18 protein-coding genes and 1 tRNA gene are annotated in these 14,690 nt (G+C 33.9%); all 19 read left to right on the top strand.

Features of this window, described 5'->3' with window-relative positions; all coding sequences use genetic code 11:
* The first annotated feature begins 15 nt into the window (after positions 1-15).
* The 19 genes from RND61_RS14965 to RND61_RS14875 all read left to right on the top strand — a co-directional run bounded on the left by RND61_RS14965 (position 16) and on the right by RND61_RS14875 (position 14,682).
* Positions 16-1,851 (top strand): phage terminase large subunit family protein, encoded by a 1,836-nt coding sequence (locus tag RND61_RS14965; RefSeq protein WP_315878438.1) that lies wholly within the window; start codon positions 16-18, stop codon positions 1,849-1,851.
* Between the two features lie 74 nt (positions 1,852-1,925).
* Positions 1,926-2,693, top strand: a complete 768-nt coding sequence (locus tag RND61_RS14960) for a hypothetical protein (protein WP_315878437.1) — start codon at positions 1,926-1,928, stop codon at positions 2,691-2,693.
* 49 nt (positions 2,694-2,742) lie between these two features.
* Positions 2,743-3,297 (top strand): hypothetical protein, encoded by a 555-nt coding sequence (locus RND61_RS14955; RefSeq protein WP_315878436.1) that lies wholly within the window; start codon positions 2,743-2,745, stop codon positions 3,295-3,297.
* Positions 3,279-3,776: a phosphatidylglycerophosphatase A family protein gene (locus RND61_RS14950; protein ID WP_315878435.1), complete on the top strand. Its 498-nt coding sequence runs from the start codon at positions 3,279-3,281 to the stop codon at positions 3,774-3,776. Before RND61_RS14955 ends, RND61_RS14950 begins: the two co-directional genes overlap by 19 nt.
* Positions 3,777-3,986, top strand: coding sequence for a hypothetical protein (locus tag RND61_RS14945; RefSeq protein ID WP_315878434.1), 210 nt, complete (start codon positions 3,777-3,779; stop codon positions 3,984-3,986).
* 1 nt (position 3,987) lies between these two features.
* A complete protein-coding gene (locus RND61_RS14940) occupies positions 3,988-4,176 on the top strand; it encodes a hypothetical protein (protein ID WP_315878433.1) in 189 nt (62 codons plus the stop codon).
* 66 nt (positions 4,177-4,242) lie between these two features.
* On the top strand, positions 4,243-5,709 hold the full coding sequence (locus RND61_RS14935; RefSeq protein WP_315878432.1) for a LysM peptidoglycan-binding domain-containing protein: 1,467 nt from the start codon (positions 4,243-4,245) through the stop codon (positions 5,707-5,709).
* A gap of 92 nt (positions 5,710-5,801) precedes the next feature.
* Positions 5,802-5,999 carry a hypothetical protein gene (locus tag RND61_RS14930; RefSeq protein WP_315878431.1) on the top strand — a complete coding sequence of 66 codons (198 nt, stop codon included), beginning with the start codon at positions 5,802-5,804 and terminating at the stop codon, positions 5,997-5,999.
* 55 nt (positions 6,000-6,054) lie between these two features.
* A complete protein-coding gene (locus RND61_RS14925; RefSeq protein WP_315878430.1) occupies positions 6,055-6,336 on the top strand; it encodes a hypothetical protein in 282 nt (93 codons plus the stop codon).
* Positions 6,337-6,347: 11 nt separating this feature from the next.
* Positions 6,348-6,420 (top strand) — tRNA-Arg (locus RND61_RS14920).
* 29 nt (positions 6,421-6,449) lie between these two features.
* On the top strand, positions 6,450-6,977 hold the full coding sequence (locus RND61_RS14915; RefSeq protein WP_315878429.1) for a hypothetical protein: 528 nt from the start codon (positions 6,450-6,452) through the stop codon (positions 6,975-6,977).
* A 91-nt stretch (positions 6,978-7,068) separates the two neighbouring features.
* The gene (locus RND61_RS14910) at positions 7,069-7,842 is read left to right on the top strand and encodes a hypothetical protein (RefSeq protein ID WP_315878428.1); all 774 of its coding nucleotides are present in this window, start codon (positions 7,069-7,071) and stop codon (positions 7,840-7,842) included.
* Between the two features lie 98 nt (positions 7,843-7,940).
* Entirely contained in the window at positions 7,941-8,783 is an 843-nt protein-coding gene (pnuC, locus tag RND61_RS14905; protein WP_315878427.1) for a nicotinamide riboside transporter PnuC, read from the top strand.
* A gap of 121 nt (positions 8,784-8,904) precedes the next feature.
* Complete coding sequence (gene pnuC, locus RND61_RS14900) at positions 8,905-9,498, top strand: nicotinamide riboside transporter PnuC (protein WP_315878426.1); 594 nt, start codon at positions 8,905-8,907, stop codon at positions 9,496-9,498.
* 39 nt (positions 9,499-9,537) lie between these two features.
* On the top strand, positions 9,538-10,122 hold the full coding sequence (locus tag RND61_RS14895; protein WP_315878425.1) for a nucleoside 2-deoxyribosyltransferase: 585 nt from the start codon (positions 9,538-9,540) through the stop codon (positions 10,120-10,122).
* Between the two features lie 11 nt (positions 10,123-10,133).
* Positions 10,134-10,727, top strand: coding sequence for a thymidine kinase (locus RND61_RS14890; protein WP_315878424.1), 594 nt, complete (start codon positions 10,134-10,136; stop codon positions 10,725-10,727).
* A gap of 67 nt (positions 10,728-10,794) precedes the next feature.
* Entirely contained in the window at positions 10,795-12,285 is a 1,491-nt protein-coding gene (locus RND61_RS14885; protein ID WP_315878423.1) for a glycosyltransferase, read from the top strand.
* A gap of 64 nt (positions 12,286-12,349) precedes the next feature.
* Positions 12,350-14,017 (top strand): PcfJ domain-containing protein, encoded by a 1,668-nt coding sequence (locus RND61_RS14880; RefSeq protein ID WP_315878422.1) that lies wholly within the window; start codon positions 12,350-12,352, stop codon positions 14,015-14,017.
* Positions 14,018-14,028: 11 nt separating this feature from the next.
* Positions 14,029-14,682 carry a hypothetical protein gene (locus RND61_RS14875; RefSeq protein ID WP_315878421.1) on the top strand — a complete coding sequence of 218 codons (654 nt, stop codon included), beginning with the start codon at positions 14,029-14,031 and terminating at the stop codon, positions 14,680-14,682.
* The last annotated feature ends 8 nt before the right edge of the window (positions 14,683-14,690 follow it).

Genomic DNA, 14,690 nt, shown 5'->3' with positions numbered 1-14,690 from the left:
ATATCAGGAGAAGAAATGGAAACAGATAAGATAGATGGGAAACAGCTACAAGAAATCGTTAAGAAAACATTTAACGTTGATAAGCCTAACCCAGAACAGATTAAGTATGCAATTACAATGTTATCACCAGCGGCTTATGGATTAGCTCACCATCATATTAAAGGTCAGCCAATGACGTTCGCTCAAACTAGCAGGGGAGGCAACCCTAATGCGCATAGACCTTGGCAGAAGCAAATCATTGAGGATAAGCATCCGAATAAAGTAATTATTAAAGCTAGGCAACTGGGACTATCTGAAGTGGGTGTATTGGAAATGTTGTGGTTTGCAGACAGTCACTCAGCAGATGCAGTAAAATGCCTGTATACATTTCCAACGGTAACTCAGCTACAGTCATTCATTCAAACTAGATTAGACCCAAACTTGCATCAAGGTTATTATAATGATATATTAGACCCTAATATTGATTCTCTTAAACAAAAGAAGATAAGAAACTCATTTATGATTTTTCGTACATCTTCTAAGTCTGGTGCGGTTGAAGGTGTTGATATTGACTACCTTTCCCTAGATGAATATGATAGAGTTCCAAAAGCTGCTGAACAATCAGCGATTGAGTCTATGTCATCATCTAACTTCAAGGTCGTTCGTAGATGGTCAACACCTACAGTTCCTAATTGGGGAATTCATGACCTGTTCCTCCACTCAGACCAAAAACACTACCAACATAAGTGTGCCCATTGTGGTTACTGGAACAAGATGAAATACGCTGATTATGACCCAGATAACTTAGAGAATTCTGGTAACATAAAGATGATTAATCCAGATGGCTATCACGAATTAGCACGTGAAGTAGAAGATGGCACGTTTGATTTTGTTTGTCAAAAATGTGGAAAGCATTTAGATAGATGGTTTAATGGTAAGTGGATAGCTGATAACCCTGAGTCTAAAGCTACCTCAGGTTATATGATTTCTCAAATGAATGCTGTGTGGATTTCGGCAGATGAGCTAAAAAGGAAGGAACTAACCGCTAAGGTAAAAGCAGAATTTTATAACTATGTTCTTGGAGAACCTTACCAAGATGTCAGTTTGTCTATATTCCCTAAGGATGTTATGACACACAGACGTAAGAATCTTCCTGAAAGAATTACCTACGGTAGAGGAGATTATAAGTTCATATCAGTAGGTATTGATTGGGGTAAATATCACTGGATTTCAGTTATGGGAGAAAAGGAGGATGGTCAAAGAGATTTGATTAACCTATTCCACGTTAAAGAGACTGTATCTGGGGAAGATTTAACTGCTGATGTCAAGAGTATTGTTATGTCATTAAAGAAGTATAATCCTGATATTATATTGGCAGACACAGGTTACTCTGGAACGAAAATAAAAATGCTGGCTAATGAGTTTGGTCGTACAAAAGTTTATGGTGCCACATTTAACCCTAATAAATCTGCAACTAATGGTAATGAGGTTGCTCCTGCATGGTCAGAACAAGATGAAAAGTTCAGAAGTGTTAAACTAGATAAACTTTCACATAATATGGCGTTAATGGAATCGATAAAAAATGGTCGCTTAGGCTTCTGGCAAAAGAATGATATAGAGTTACAGACCTATATAGTGCATTGGGGAAATGTTGTCATTAGGGATGTAGAGGACGAAAAGAAGGGCATCTGGGAAAAACTTATATCACGTAAAGGTGATGACCACTATGCCCAATCTTCTGTGTATGCCAACGTAGGTATGAATAGATTAACAGAGTACTCTTCTAAAACAACTGATACTTCATTCGCTTATACTGAAATATCTGGAGATACAAGTAGAAATGGTCTACCAAATAATTTCTTTGAGTCATAATAACTTATCTAAAAGGCACTTAAAGTGCTTTTTTGTTTGATTATTTATATAAAATATGTTATACTAGTAGTATAATGGATAAAGATGAAATGACAAGAACGCTTCTGTCTCAATATACAGATAGTTATACAAAGTTAAAAGAAGGATTGGCACAGTTTTCTGAGAATGAAATTATAGCCAATAATTTTGAGTTAACAACAATCTATAAAGAGGACATAGATAACACAGGCTGCTTTGATGCCTATGGCGCATATGTAGCCATTGTATTACCAAGTCTTGTTCCGATGTACAAGGGAGGTAATAAAAACTTGTCAGGTCTTGTTGCTACTAAAAAAACTGTTATGCGTAATGGTAAACAGATGACAACAACAGTTTATGTAGACCCAAATGATGAGAATAAAGATAAAGATAAAAAGACTACTAGTTCTCAATCAAGTTCTCATCACGTAATGGCTTCTCAACTCTCGTTTTCAGATGAGGATTCAGAAAGCCCTTCTGTTGTAAAGTCATACAAAAAGCTTAGTGGTAAGGTCGGACAGTTATCAGATAGCTCTATGAAATGCTTGACTTTTTCTGACTCCGAGGGAATAAAAGGGATTGTTTATTATGAAGTAAGTAATAGTGACATTATGATTAAATCTGTTGCATCAGATAGTAATGTATTTAATGTATTTACAAGAGGTTTCTTGATACTATTAGGAAGAGCCAAGAAAGGCAAAAAGTCATTATCTTTATCTCCGGATTTTAAAAATTCACCTTTAATTTCTAAGTATAATATGACTTTAGATAAAAATGGCAGAGCTACAATAAGTTTCAATGATATAGATAAACTACTTAGTTGACAAATAAAGTAATAAGTGATATGATAGTACTTACTATTAAGGAGAAAAAATGGAAAACAAAAATAACGTAGGTGTAGTACGAGAACTAATTGACACTATTCCCTCTAAAGAAGATTATGATTCTGTGGCACAAAAGATTGTAGACATCGTTAAGGAACATCTACAGTTAAAGAAACTACTAATCATTAAGCCTGGTAAAGAAACAGTCAAAAATGATAACTATGTTATCTCAAGATTTTATACGATTCGGTTGGCATTACCAGAAGACAATGAAGTTTTTAACGAAATAACTTTGTTGACACAGGTAGTCTCAGGATATGAAGAGGACATTACTGATGCTATTTTTGATAAGTTGAGTAGTATTAGTGAGTTAGATGGATTATTCTTTATCAAACATCGAGAGTCTCTATCAGGTAATCCTATAAGAACAGAACCAATTACAAATCATTCATTTACCTTAGAAGTTTATAAGGAAGAGGACTCAGATTTGCTGTTAGACAAGTATACAGAACAGAATACCCTACTATATTTATCTAATGGAAAAAATAACCAAGATAAATTTAGAAAGGTAGAAGGAACAGAAACGTGGACAAAAATAGAATAAAGTATCCCGACACGTTGGCTTATCGTTCTGTAGTTGAATCCTTGAATAGCAGAGGAATATCAATTGAAGATATTGCAAAGATAACATTTGACAACCAATCATCCTATGTAGAAGGCTTAACTATGGGAATGGCGATTAGTAGCGTAGACAGAGTTATGCATAAACGTGAAGTATTAAATAATGCTATGGTTGGTTTTGCACTAGATGATATGGCAAATGAAGGTAAATTACCAGAACCGCTTCAAACTATTGTGTCTAATGATATTGGCGTTTTTGGTACAGATGAATTACTAGCAGTTGGCATATCATTCTTATCAGGAATGATTGGAGTTACCAATTTTGGGTATATTGATAAAATTAAACAAGGTATCATTAAAGAATTAGATACTCGTAATAATGAAGTCACAACCTTTTCTGATGATATCGTTGGTGCTATTGCATCTGAAGCTGGTGCTAGGTTAGCACACAAGGATGCCTAAATGAAACCGAGTTATAAAGTCAAGACAAAAGTAGAAGTTATTCCCACTGCCTATTTACATAATGAATATGAAAGTCATGTCGGAGGTAATGGGACAATAGTAGAATTAGTAAAAGAAGAGAATTGGAAATCAAAATATGTACCAGAATACATTGTAATGTTAAAGCGTAAAAGATATTTGTTTCCTCAGTATTCTTTGGAGAGGATATGATATGGCAGATATAGAAAATGTCTCATCTGTTGAAGACGGAATTAAATTTTTGAATGATGTTATCAGCCGACTAGAAAAGTTATCAACAAATTCTGATGATGATGCTTACGCTAGAGCAGCGATTAGTGGGAAATTAACAGCCTACGTGTTATCAAGAGATTTGTTAATTAAGATATCTAATAGCAAGTAATATCACCTTTAAAGACTATATTACCTTAGTAGGCGAACAGCCAAGAAAGGAAATATAGTTTTTATTATGAAAATAATTAAGCGCAGATTTTTGCTGTTTTTAGCAACTATTCTGTTAGTCCTTCCATTTGCTAGTACTTCTGTATTCGCTGCCAAGGGAGACCAAGGCGTTGACTGGAGTAAGTATCAAGGAATGAATGGTCAGTTTGGTTATGGTACAGATAAGTTTGCCATAGCTCAAATCGGAGGATATGCAGGAGCAGGTGTTTATACACAGTACACATATAACACACAAGTAGCATCAGGTATTGCTCAAGGTAAAAGAATGCATTCTTATATCTGGTGGCAGAATGTTACTTCTAATGCCACAGCAGATTATGTATTAGATTACTTCTTACCAAAGATTCAAACTCCTAAGGGTTCTATTGTAGCTCTTGACGTTGAAGATGGGTATCAAAATACAGATGTAATCATGCACGCTATTGATAGAATTCAAGCTGCTGGTTATACACCTATGGTATATGGATATCTAAACTATTTACAGAGTAGCACAGACCTTAACCGTATCGCCAATCGTGTTCAACTATGGTTAGCAGAATACCCTAATTATGCGGTTACTCCTTACCCAAATTATAATTACTTCCCAAGTTATAAAAATATTGGTGTATTCCAGTTTACATCTACTTATGTTGCTGGCGGACTAGATGGTAACATTGACCTAACAGGTATCACTGATAATGGTTATAAGAAGTCAACTACTACAGATACAGGTAAAGTTATCGTAAAGCCAGAAACAAGTACACCTGCCACCAATGCTGGTCAAACAGCCAACAACACAGCAAAGGCTGACATTAAGGTAGGAAATACTGTTAAGGTTAACTTTAGTGCAAATAATTGGGCATCAGGAGAAGCTATCCCAACTTGGGTAAAAGGTAAGTCTTACTCAGTTGCTCAAATCTCAGGTAATAAGGTATTACTAAGTGGTATAATGTCGTGGATTAACAAGAGCGATGTTGAAATTATAGCTACTGCAAGCTCAGCAAGCAAAGTTTCATCTACTCCTAGTGTTTCATCTTCAACGTACACGGTTCGCTCTGGTGACAACTTAAGTACAATTGCTGCTAGTCACGGCATGACAACTTCAGCATTAGCCTCATTAAATGGGATTAGTAATCCAAATTACATTTATGTAGGTCAAGTCCTAAAGCTATCTGGTTCAACTTCAGTAGCTACAGCAAGCACATACACAGTTCGCTCTGGCGATAACCTAAGTACAATTGCTTCACGATATGGTATGAGTACAGCAACATTAGCCTCATTAAATGGGATTAGTAATCCAAATTACATTTACGTAGGTCAAGTCCTAAAAGTATCAGGTAATTATGTTTCGACAACATCTTATCGTAGTTATACAGTTCGCTCTGGTGATAGCCTATGGTTAATTGCATCAAAGCTTGGAACGACAGTTAGCCATCTACAAAGTGTTAACGGTGTTTCTAGTTTAATCTACCCAGGACAAACTCTGAAATATTAATAAATTGATAGTCTCAGAAATGAGGCTATTTTTTATTGACTTTTTTACATCTGTATGCTATACTAATATTATAAATAAGCTAAGAAAGGTTTATGATGGATAAAAACGATATCGAATCACTGAAGAATAGAAAATTTGTCATACAAGATAAACGTACAGATGAATATCTAGGTGCGAGAGGCGGTAGATATGCAGATGAACAGTATCTAACGTTTAAACAAGCAACTAAATTCAAACAAGAACATGCGGATGAGTTAGAAAATTATGACTTATTTTCAGTAATGGAATAGTGTATTGACATTACCGTTAATTTGTGATAGACTTATTTAAGTAGGAGATAATATATTGACACCAGAAGAATTAAGAGATGTTTTGTCTGAATATACAACTGATGATTTCTCAGAGAAAATGCTAAATGATTTATATAAAATAGCACGAGATGGTCAACTAGCATTAGCCCAAGCAAATTCTGTTACTTCAAAACAATTGTGGAGAATTAATAAGGAAATGGAATCCAAAGATTTGGGGTTGGATTGGCTATCAGAATTAGTTAACAGAGAAGTTGATGATACAAGTAAGTTAACTAAAAAAGAAGCAACAAAAGTTATATCAGAGCTTAATAAATAAGCTTTTATTTTGCACGTATAGTATAGTTGGATAGTACAATGATTTCCTAAGTCATGAGCCTCAGTTCGAATCTGAGTATGTGCATTACCAATAAAAAAAGGAGAATATAGTTAATGGTAGAGAGTTTAGAATCGGTATTATCTCAAACTAACAAAGAGAACATAGCAAAAAAGCTACAAACAGGTGCTGTTAAAGGTAGACCTAAAATCTCTAATCGATTAGAAATCTGTCGATATTACGAAACACATAGCCTAAGAGAGACAAGCCATAAATTTGGTGGTATCTCATATGTATCTATTACGAATATCTTTAAAGAGTATCACAATGGGAATCCAAAGCAAGATTTCTCAAAGTTAGAACAGGGTAATAGTAATGCAATTAAAATTAAAGATAAATCTATTGTTGCAAAATATTACCTAACCCATAGTCTAAAAGAAACTATGAGTAAATTTGGGATGAATGCACCAGCGATTGCAATGAACTTTAAACGATATCATGAAGGTCTTTCTAAGAGTGATTATCTAGAAAGAAAAAACCCTTCTGACCATAAAAAAATTGAGTACAACAAAGTTCCAATTAAAGATACCTATGTTAAAAAGGGATTGTTTAAGAGAGTATGGTTAGCAATCAAAGGTGAATAATTAAGCTATTCAAACAGGGTAGCTTTTTCTATTGACTTATGTAAATATCTATGTTATGATATATACATAAATTAAGGAAGAGGTAAACGCAATGGCTAATAATAACCGTATTGAAGTATATAATGAAGAGAAGCAAAAAGATAAGTCTAGAGAAGAACTTTCTCATTTAATTGGTAAGGAGATACGCATAGAAGGTCGATTAGTAGAATTAAAAATGAGTTATCAATCGACTGGAAAAAGTAATGATGTGTTTAATACAGGTAGAATGGTTATTAAAGATGTTACATCACCTAATTTTGACGGAAATATTGAGCACTTGGTAATCCCAACACCAAAAGTAGGTAAATCTCAAAGAAGTGCTATTCTATCTGCACTGAAATTTGGAAAGAGATATTCATTTGTTGGTACTGTATATCATTATCAGAGAAAAGCTCGCAACCTTAAATTTAAAGACTCAAAGCTTCATATGTCATCAGAAGCAAATAGTCTAAAGAACATCAGGTTTGCTAAAGACAGTTATCAAGAACTTTCTGGATTCACTGATGAAGCAGACAAGAAGCTTCGTAAAATTATTCAAGCCACAGCACACATTATCAATCGTAATTCTCATAAAGAATCAGTTAACGTATCACTAGCTAGTACAGATATTGATACATTATTTAAGAATTACTTTTATACAGAAGATTACTATAAGTTAACACATTCTGAACAAAATTCAAGTGAGCACGGATACAAAGAGGGATTAGCTTATAAGATACAAGATGTTATTTTAGATAAGTTATATGCTGATAATTCTTTAATGTCTTGGAGTGAGTTTAAAGTAATTGTAGGAAAAGATAAGATATTAGTTACCGCAGTTAAATAGAAATTTGCCTGAGCAAGCATTAAACTACTTAATAAATAAGAACCCCATATAAGGGAGATAAGGGCGCTTAAGCGTAACCTAAATCAAAAGGAGTATAGATGCAACAAACATCTAATGCAGGCGTGCAAAATACGCAAGAAAAAGCAGTATCGTTAAGAGACTTATTCTCAATTCGATGGTATATTGAACAGACAAAAGGATGGAATCCGATTTCCTATTGGCTAATTGTTATTGCAGCTATCGGAAATATTTATATCTCTTTCTTCATGGGACACCCTGTATCTTGGGTAACGTTTGTTACTTATGCTGCCTCTATCCTTTCAATTTGGACTATTGGCGGAATTACTAACTCTAGACCTGTTAATGGTGTTGGCGGAATTCTATCAGCTATTTTATACATTATAGCTGCTTTAGTAGCTAAAAATCCAGCTGATGCAATTCTACAAGGATTTTATATTTTAGTACTTGATTTACCAGTTCTTACTATGCCGGCTTGGTCTAAAGATGTTGAGAAGAAAATTCGTTTTATTCATGAAACAGATATTCGTGGAGAAAAACACGGTAAGAAATTTTGGTATCCTGTATTAGCCATTGTCGGAATTGGTTTGTTTGCATTGGCATATTGGTTTGAAACACAGGTACTTCACACACCACGACCTATATCAGACTCATTAGTACTAGGTTCTGGGGCTGTTGGAGCAATTTTAACTACTTTCCGTTTTGGTGAAGCATTTGCATTTTGGTTAATTCAAGGCGCTTTGCAAGTTATTCTTTGGGGTCATACAGCACTATCAGGAGATGCTAATTGGGTATTGTTCTTTACCTATATGTTATTCCTTGTCAATGACTTAGTTGGTGTCTTTGCTTCAAAATGGTTCCATCATTCAGAGGAGACAAAACAAATAGTAGCTCAAAATGAAGCAGAAAAATTAGCCCAATAGGGCTTTTTATTAGGTGTAAAATATGAAAACATTTAAAAATTGGTCTACGTCTAGCTATTGGATATACTTTGTAGGAGTATCTATACTAATATTGTTATCATTATTCGTTAGTAAGATTAGTATGTATAGTATATTATCATTAGTAGGCGCTGTATTTGGTTTTCTTAGTGTTGTATTAATTGTAAACAGAAATAGTTCTGCAGGATATGTTGGAATAGTAAGTGCAATAATATATATGTTTATATCTTGGCGATTAGGAAACTATTCAGATACAGTATTGAACATATTGTTTATAGTTTTCCTTAATCTGCCTCTCATATTTAATAGAAAGTACTCAAGTGATAGAGAACCAAATTCTATTAAGAACCGTCTTTTCTATAAAGTAGTATTGCCATTTGAATTTGTAGTAATTTATATATCTTTGTTTTGGTTAGAAACAGTTGTTCTTAATGCACCAAGACCTATATTTTCTGTGTTAGCTGCAACACTTGGAATTGTAGCAAGTATATCCACTTCTATTTATGTTTTGAAGGAATCTTTTTTTATCTGGGGAGCTCAAAACATATTTCAAGTTATTTTATTCTCAATTACCTATTACCAGACAAGAGATAGCACTGCACTTATAATGACGGTAACATATATTTTATATACAATCAATGCATCAACGGCATTTTTTAATGGTAAATGGTTTGTTGACAATAGTAAAGTATTGTGATATGATTAATGTATAACGTAAATAATAGGAGAATAACAATTGACAGAAGAAGAAGTACAAAAAGCACTAGAATCATTACATTCAAGGTATGTAAATCATGAGGTGACTCTCGAAGGCTCACAATTAGTTGGCATTCAGTCACAGCCAGTTAAGAAAAACGGTGCAAGGACTATTTATTTGGCTGGTGGTTGGTGGGGAGAATATCAACCAGATTTACTAGTTAAGGCTTATCAAGCGCTCTTGTTAAACCCTACTGTTTCTCATGTGCACGTTCCACTTTTGCATCAGTATGGCGGTAATGCATTTGTTGATGGTAAGTTTGAGCCCGATTATGAGTGGGCTAGTATGACATATAAGGCTGATTTAAGGGGGATTGACAATACAGATTTGACCGTTGCCCTTTTCCCTGTAAAAGACCAAGATACTGGCACTGCTGTAGAGGTTGGATATGCCGTAGCCTCTCATAAGCCTGTCGTAGGTGTTTTTGAAGGAGATGCTCACGAAGACCCTATTAATCTTATGATTTCCATGTCAGCAGATGCATCAGTTAAAACACCGGAAGAGTTAACAAATTTTGATTTCTTAGATATTAACCCTAATATGTATGATGGTCGTTTAATTTAGAAAGGTATACAATGAGCAAAATTATTTTTAATTTTGGTGTCATGAATTCATCGAAATCTGCACAATTATTAATGACACATCATACTTATCTAAATAAAGGCATTAAGCCTTTACTAATTAAGCCTGCAATCGATGATAGGGATGGTGTTAAAACAGTCTCATCTCGAATAGGATTAAGCTATGAAGCAGACCTAACTTTATCTGATGATATGGAAATTGAAGATTACCTTGATAAATACTTTAATGAAAAAGGTTGCTCTCAGGTAATCATGGTAGATGAAGCTCAATTCATATCACCAGAAATCGTTCATAAAATCGTTTCTTACGCCCGTTTACACAACTTAAGTGTAATTGCTTATGGTCTTTTAAAGACGTTCCAAAACAAGCTTTTTGAGGGCACACAAGCTTGGATAGAAGATAGTGATACCTTGGTAGAGGTAAAGACATCTTGCTCAGTTAATGGGTGCAATAGAAAAGCAACTTGCAATTTAAGGCTCCGGGATGGTAAACCTGTGTATAATGGTGACACAGTTCAAATAGGTGGAGAAGAAAGTTATATCGGAACCTGTTACAATCATTGGGCTAATTTCATGAGCAATTCCTAAAATAGGAGTTGCTTTTTTATTTTGTGTGTGGTATGATGAATTTACTAAAAGAAAGAGGAATATAATAATGTTTCGTAAAATTACTTATAATGATGCTGTCAATAATAGAATTTTTAATGACCCAGTATCAAGCCGAATAGCAGTTATGCTTCCTGCTCATAACGAAGAAAAGTCAATCAAAAGCACATTAGATAGCCTATCAAAATTAAAGATACCAGATGAGTGTATTCTGGATGTTTTTATTGCACTAGATAACTGTTCAGATGATACGGAGTTGGTTATTAAAGAAAACTCCCATAACTTAAATATATATGCATTAGATACTGTAGATAACCACGAAAGAAAGGCAGGGGCTCTTAACCAGCTTTATAGATTATTCTTAGGCGATATGTCTGAAGGGGCTGAGAAGCTATCAGAGGAGCATTTAAAGACGTCTAATAATATTGTAGCTTTTATGGGAATAGATGCTGATGTTTATCTAGATAAAGATTGCTTAATTACTCTATACTCAGAATTAAACTCAAAGTATAACATTGGAGGTGTCTCAGCCAATTATAAAAGGCTTATGCCAGAATCAAAACGTAGAATATTAGCATATGACGTAGAAGGGGAAGATAAAATAAATGAAGGTAAACATGGCGGTGTTATAGCTAGGTTTATTACAGCCCAACAGAATAAATCTTTTGCCTCATGGACTCTAGAACAAAAGACAAATGGATTTTCTGCTTCTATTCTCGGCGGTCAGTGTACCTTATTTAGACCCCAAGCATTGAGAGAAATATATAACCATTTTAAGTTGAATGGTGTTTATGATAATACTACTGATACTGAAGACCTGTTACTAACACAAGAGCTACGTGAACTAGGTTGGAAACCTGTCATTAGTGTATCTGCAAGATGCTATGTTGATTCTATGAAAGATATGAAGTCTTATGTATCTCAGCAACTGAAATGGTCAGTTGGAAAGCTTGACTACACAACTAAGGCAGGTGTGTCAACAAACTATGCAAGAAAAAATTGGATAGAAGAGTTAACTTTATTTATGAATGGGGCAATTAGAGTAATGCTCTTAATACTAGTACCCACATCAGTGGCATTAGGTGATTTCAAATGGTCTTGGATTTGGGCTATTCCTCTAGTATTTAGTGCAATTTTAAATACTATCATATCAATAAAAGTTCCCCGTCATCGATTTATTGATGTTTTATTATCAATTACAACTATATCAGCCGAATTTTCAATCTGGTTTGATTTATATGTTCATCTAAAGTCTTGGAAAGAATTATCTAAATCTGAACGTTCTGATACTTGGGCTATGCAGTATGCGGCTGAAAGTGGGGTATCTAAAAGTCATAGCTCTGGGTTAATCTCTTTCATAGTAGTTGTGTTACTGATTATTTCAGGTATTTACTTTAATGTGATTAGCCTAGATTCAGCAATTATTGCTATTAAGCCTTACATTGCAAGCGGTTTCCAAATCCTGACCTATATGACTTTATTCACTTCTGTGCTAATGATGTTTAAGTTATTTAGAATTCGAGGTAATTTTAAAGCTTGATTTTACTCTATTGACATTAAAGATAATCTATGATATAGTATCTGTATACAGAAAGGAAGATAATATGACAGAATTTGATTTTGATAAGGATAAATACCTAGAAGAGCTAAAAACAAAAGAGTTCTTCACTGTGTATGATTCAGATTATATGGGAAACGTATCAGAGCGAGCAGTAATCACACAATCTACAAAAGGAGTATTTGCAGGTGTTGTTGAAACAAAAACTTCAGGCAGAAAGAAATCATTAATAACTTTCTTTAGGATAAGTTACCCAGAAGGTACTTATAATATCTGGAATGCCAAAAAGCAACCCCTAACACATAATTCACAAAACTTAAACCGTGTGTTTAGAAATAAGCAAATCATTAGTGAGATAGGGGATGATAATCTTATTTATTTAAGAGATATTGGTAATGTTTTTATGCAATTTGTTTATCGTAAAAAGGGTTTTTATGACAATAGCCTAACTACAATATCAGATGGTATTTTAGAAAGCCTTGTAACACCTCACAGCGAACTTGTTTTCTCTATTGCTAGTTCAATGTCTGATGGTCGTGGTTTCGGTGATGTTGAAACAGCAGTTGACAGAATTATGTATTACATTACTGTTATGGAAAATCATGGAGTAAAAGTTACTTACAAAAATATCTTAAAGTACATGGGATTTACAAAAGCTGATATGTCAAATGATGACTTAAAATCAGTTTCCTTCTTTACATCTGATATTAGTAAAGACTTTGGCGAGGAAGGAAATGTTGAGTTTGATTATTCAGTTAATAAAGTAACTCAACATAAAGATTGGTACAAATCACCGAGAGCATTAAAAGAAGTAATTGATATTATGCAAAAATATTCAAGAGAGTATGGGTATATTGATGATTTCAACGATTTATATGACCAATTAACCCTAAATAGAGGAATTGAATACTTTAAATCCGCATGTCAAACATTATCTTTGCATACCAGTAACATTAATCTTGATAAGCTTATAAAATATCTCTATATTGATGTGTATCAACACCAAGGAATTCAAACAATGTCTAATGCATTCTCTATGTATAGGGACTACATTCAATTAGTTGGAAACATAAAGGGGTTCGTAATGTACCCCAAATACTTATCAGTTGCGCATGATATTGCGTCTAAGGCTATGAAATCGTCAGATGCACATGATAGTGATATTGCAAATATTACAGAAGAGTTTAAAGACTTGGAAGGTGTGTACAAGGTTAGAGAAGAAGGAAAATTAGTAGACTACCCATTAGTTCTATTACGCTCTGGTAAAGAGATACAGAAAGAAGCTACCTCGCAATCAAATTGTTTAGCTGGGTATATCAAGAATGTAGCTAAAGGGGAAGATTTAATTTTATCTCTTAAGAACCCAGAAGATTATAAGAATGATAAAAAGCTTAGTTTGCACCAGTCTTATATCTCAATAGAGTTGAAACGCAAAGCAGAAGGTAAACTAGAGTTAAGACAATCATATGCAACTTACAACTCTAGAATTAGTGATAAAATTGTATCAGTACTTAAGGGGATATTTAGTAAACATGATATTAATGTTCCTGATAATATAATTGGTTTTGACGGACTAAATGACATCGATAGATATGAAGTAGTTTCTAAGAGTTTTCTAGATACAAAAGAAGTCCACAGTAATATTAGTAGTTTATTATCTGATAAAAATAGTAAAAAGCAAATTGAAGTGAATAGTTATTTAGCTAGATTATAAGGAGAATAATCATGAAACAATATGTAAAAGAACTAAAAGAAAATGGCTTTGATGTCTATACATTTGTGCCCTCAAATGAAGGTACAATTATTGTACTACCTAAAGGAATGACTGAATATCTAAAACTGGTAAAAATTTTACAACGAAGCGCATATAGTTTAAACAATTATGGTCTCGGATATGACCCTGAAAAGGATGAATATGCTCTAGTAAACAATGAAAATGTTAGAGATTTTTATGAAGATAGTCTTAAGTTTAAGAGTAATAGTTTACTAGTAATTGATGGTAATGCTGCACCAGTTGCACTATACCAAGGATTCGAGGATGTAGAATCTAAGAAAGTAACTGTAAAGTCTTTGGTGAACGGGACAACAGAGCAGACAATTCATGAAGTTTCTAAATCTGAGGGTAAATGGGTAATCATGGTTCGCTCTTTGCTCAATAAAAAAGATTTTTATGGTTTTGTAGTATCAAATTCTCAAGAAGCTGATGGATTGTACGATAGCATTGCCACAAGTTTTGATGTCGAATTAGCAGATTCATATGAATCTAAAGAGCAGGCAAAAGAAGCTGTTAATGAATTATTATACAGCTCAGACTTTGCATTCATTACCCCAACTCTTATGAAAGAAGATGCAAAGCTTACTGTTTTAAATGTAAAATAATGTAGAGG

It is taken from the genome of Streptomyces tamarix (assembly GCF_032423885.1).
Lineage (GTDB): Bacteria > Actinomycetota > Actinomycetes > Streptomycetales > Streptomycetaceae > Streptomyces > Streptomyces tamarix.
This window is presented reverse-complemented; position numbering and strand designations above follow the sequence as displayed.

Coding starts and splice junctions, on each gene's coding strand:
- RND61_RS14965 (WP_315878438.1), top strand. CDS start 16: ATGGAAACAGATAAGATAGATGGGAAACAGCTACAAGAAATCGTTAAG.
- RND61_RS14960 (WP_315878437.1), top strand. CDS start 1,926: ATGGATAAAGATGAAATGACAAGAACGCTTCTGTCTCAATATACAGAT.
- RND61_RS14955 (WP_315878436.1), top strand. CDS start 2,743: ATGGAAAACAAAAATAACGTAGGTGTAGTACGAGAACTAATTGACACT.
- RND61_RS14945 (WP_315878434.1), top strand. CDS start 3,777: ATGAAACCGAGTTATAAAGTCAAGACAAAAGTAGAAGTTATTCCCACT.
- RND61_RS14940 (WP_315878433.1), top strand. CDS start 3,988: ATGGCAGATATAGAAAATGTCTCATCTGTTGAAGACGGAATTAAATTT.
- RND61_RS14935 (WP_315878432.1), top strand. CDS start 4,243: ATGAAAATAATTAAGCGCAGATTTTTGCTGTTTTTAGCAACTATTCTG.
- RND61_RS14930 (WP_315878431.1), top strand. CDS start 5,802: ATGATGGATAAAAACGATATCGAATCACTGAAGAATAGAAAATTTGTC.
- RND61_RS14915 (WP_315878429.1), top strand. CDS start 6,450: ATGGTAGAGAGTTTAGAATCGGTATTATCTCAAACTAACAAAGAGAAC.
- RND61_RS14910 (WP_315878428.1), top strand. CDS start 7,069: ATGGCTAATAATAACCGTATTGAAGTATATAATGAAGAGAAGCAAAAA.
- pnuC (WP_315878427.1), top strand. CDS start 7,941: ATGCAACAAACATCTAATGCAGGCGTGCAAAATACGCAAGAAAAAGCA.
- pnuC (WP_315878426.1), top strand. CDS start 8,905: ATGTATAGTATATTATCATTAGTAGGCGCTGTATTTGGTTTTCTTAGT.
- RND61_RS14890 (WP_315878424.1), top strand. CDS start 10,134: ATGAGCAAAATTATTTTTAATTTTGGTGTCATGAATTCATCGAAATCT.
- RND61_RS14885 (WP_315878423.1), top strand. CDS start 10,795: ATGTTTCGTAAAATTACTTATAATGATGCTGTCAATAATAGAATTTTT.
- RND61_RS14880 (WP_315878422.1), top strand. CDS start 12,350: ATGACAGAATTTGATTTTGATAAGGATAAATACCTAGAAGAGCTAAAA.
- RND61_RS14875 (WP_315878421.1), top strand. CDS start 14,029: ATGAAACAATATGTAAAAGAACTAAAAGAAAATGGCTTTGATGTCTAT.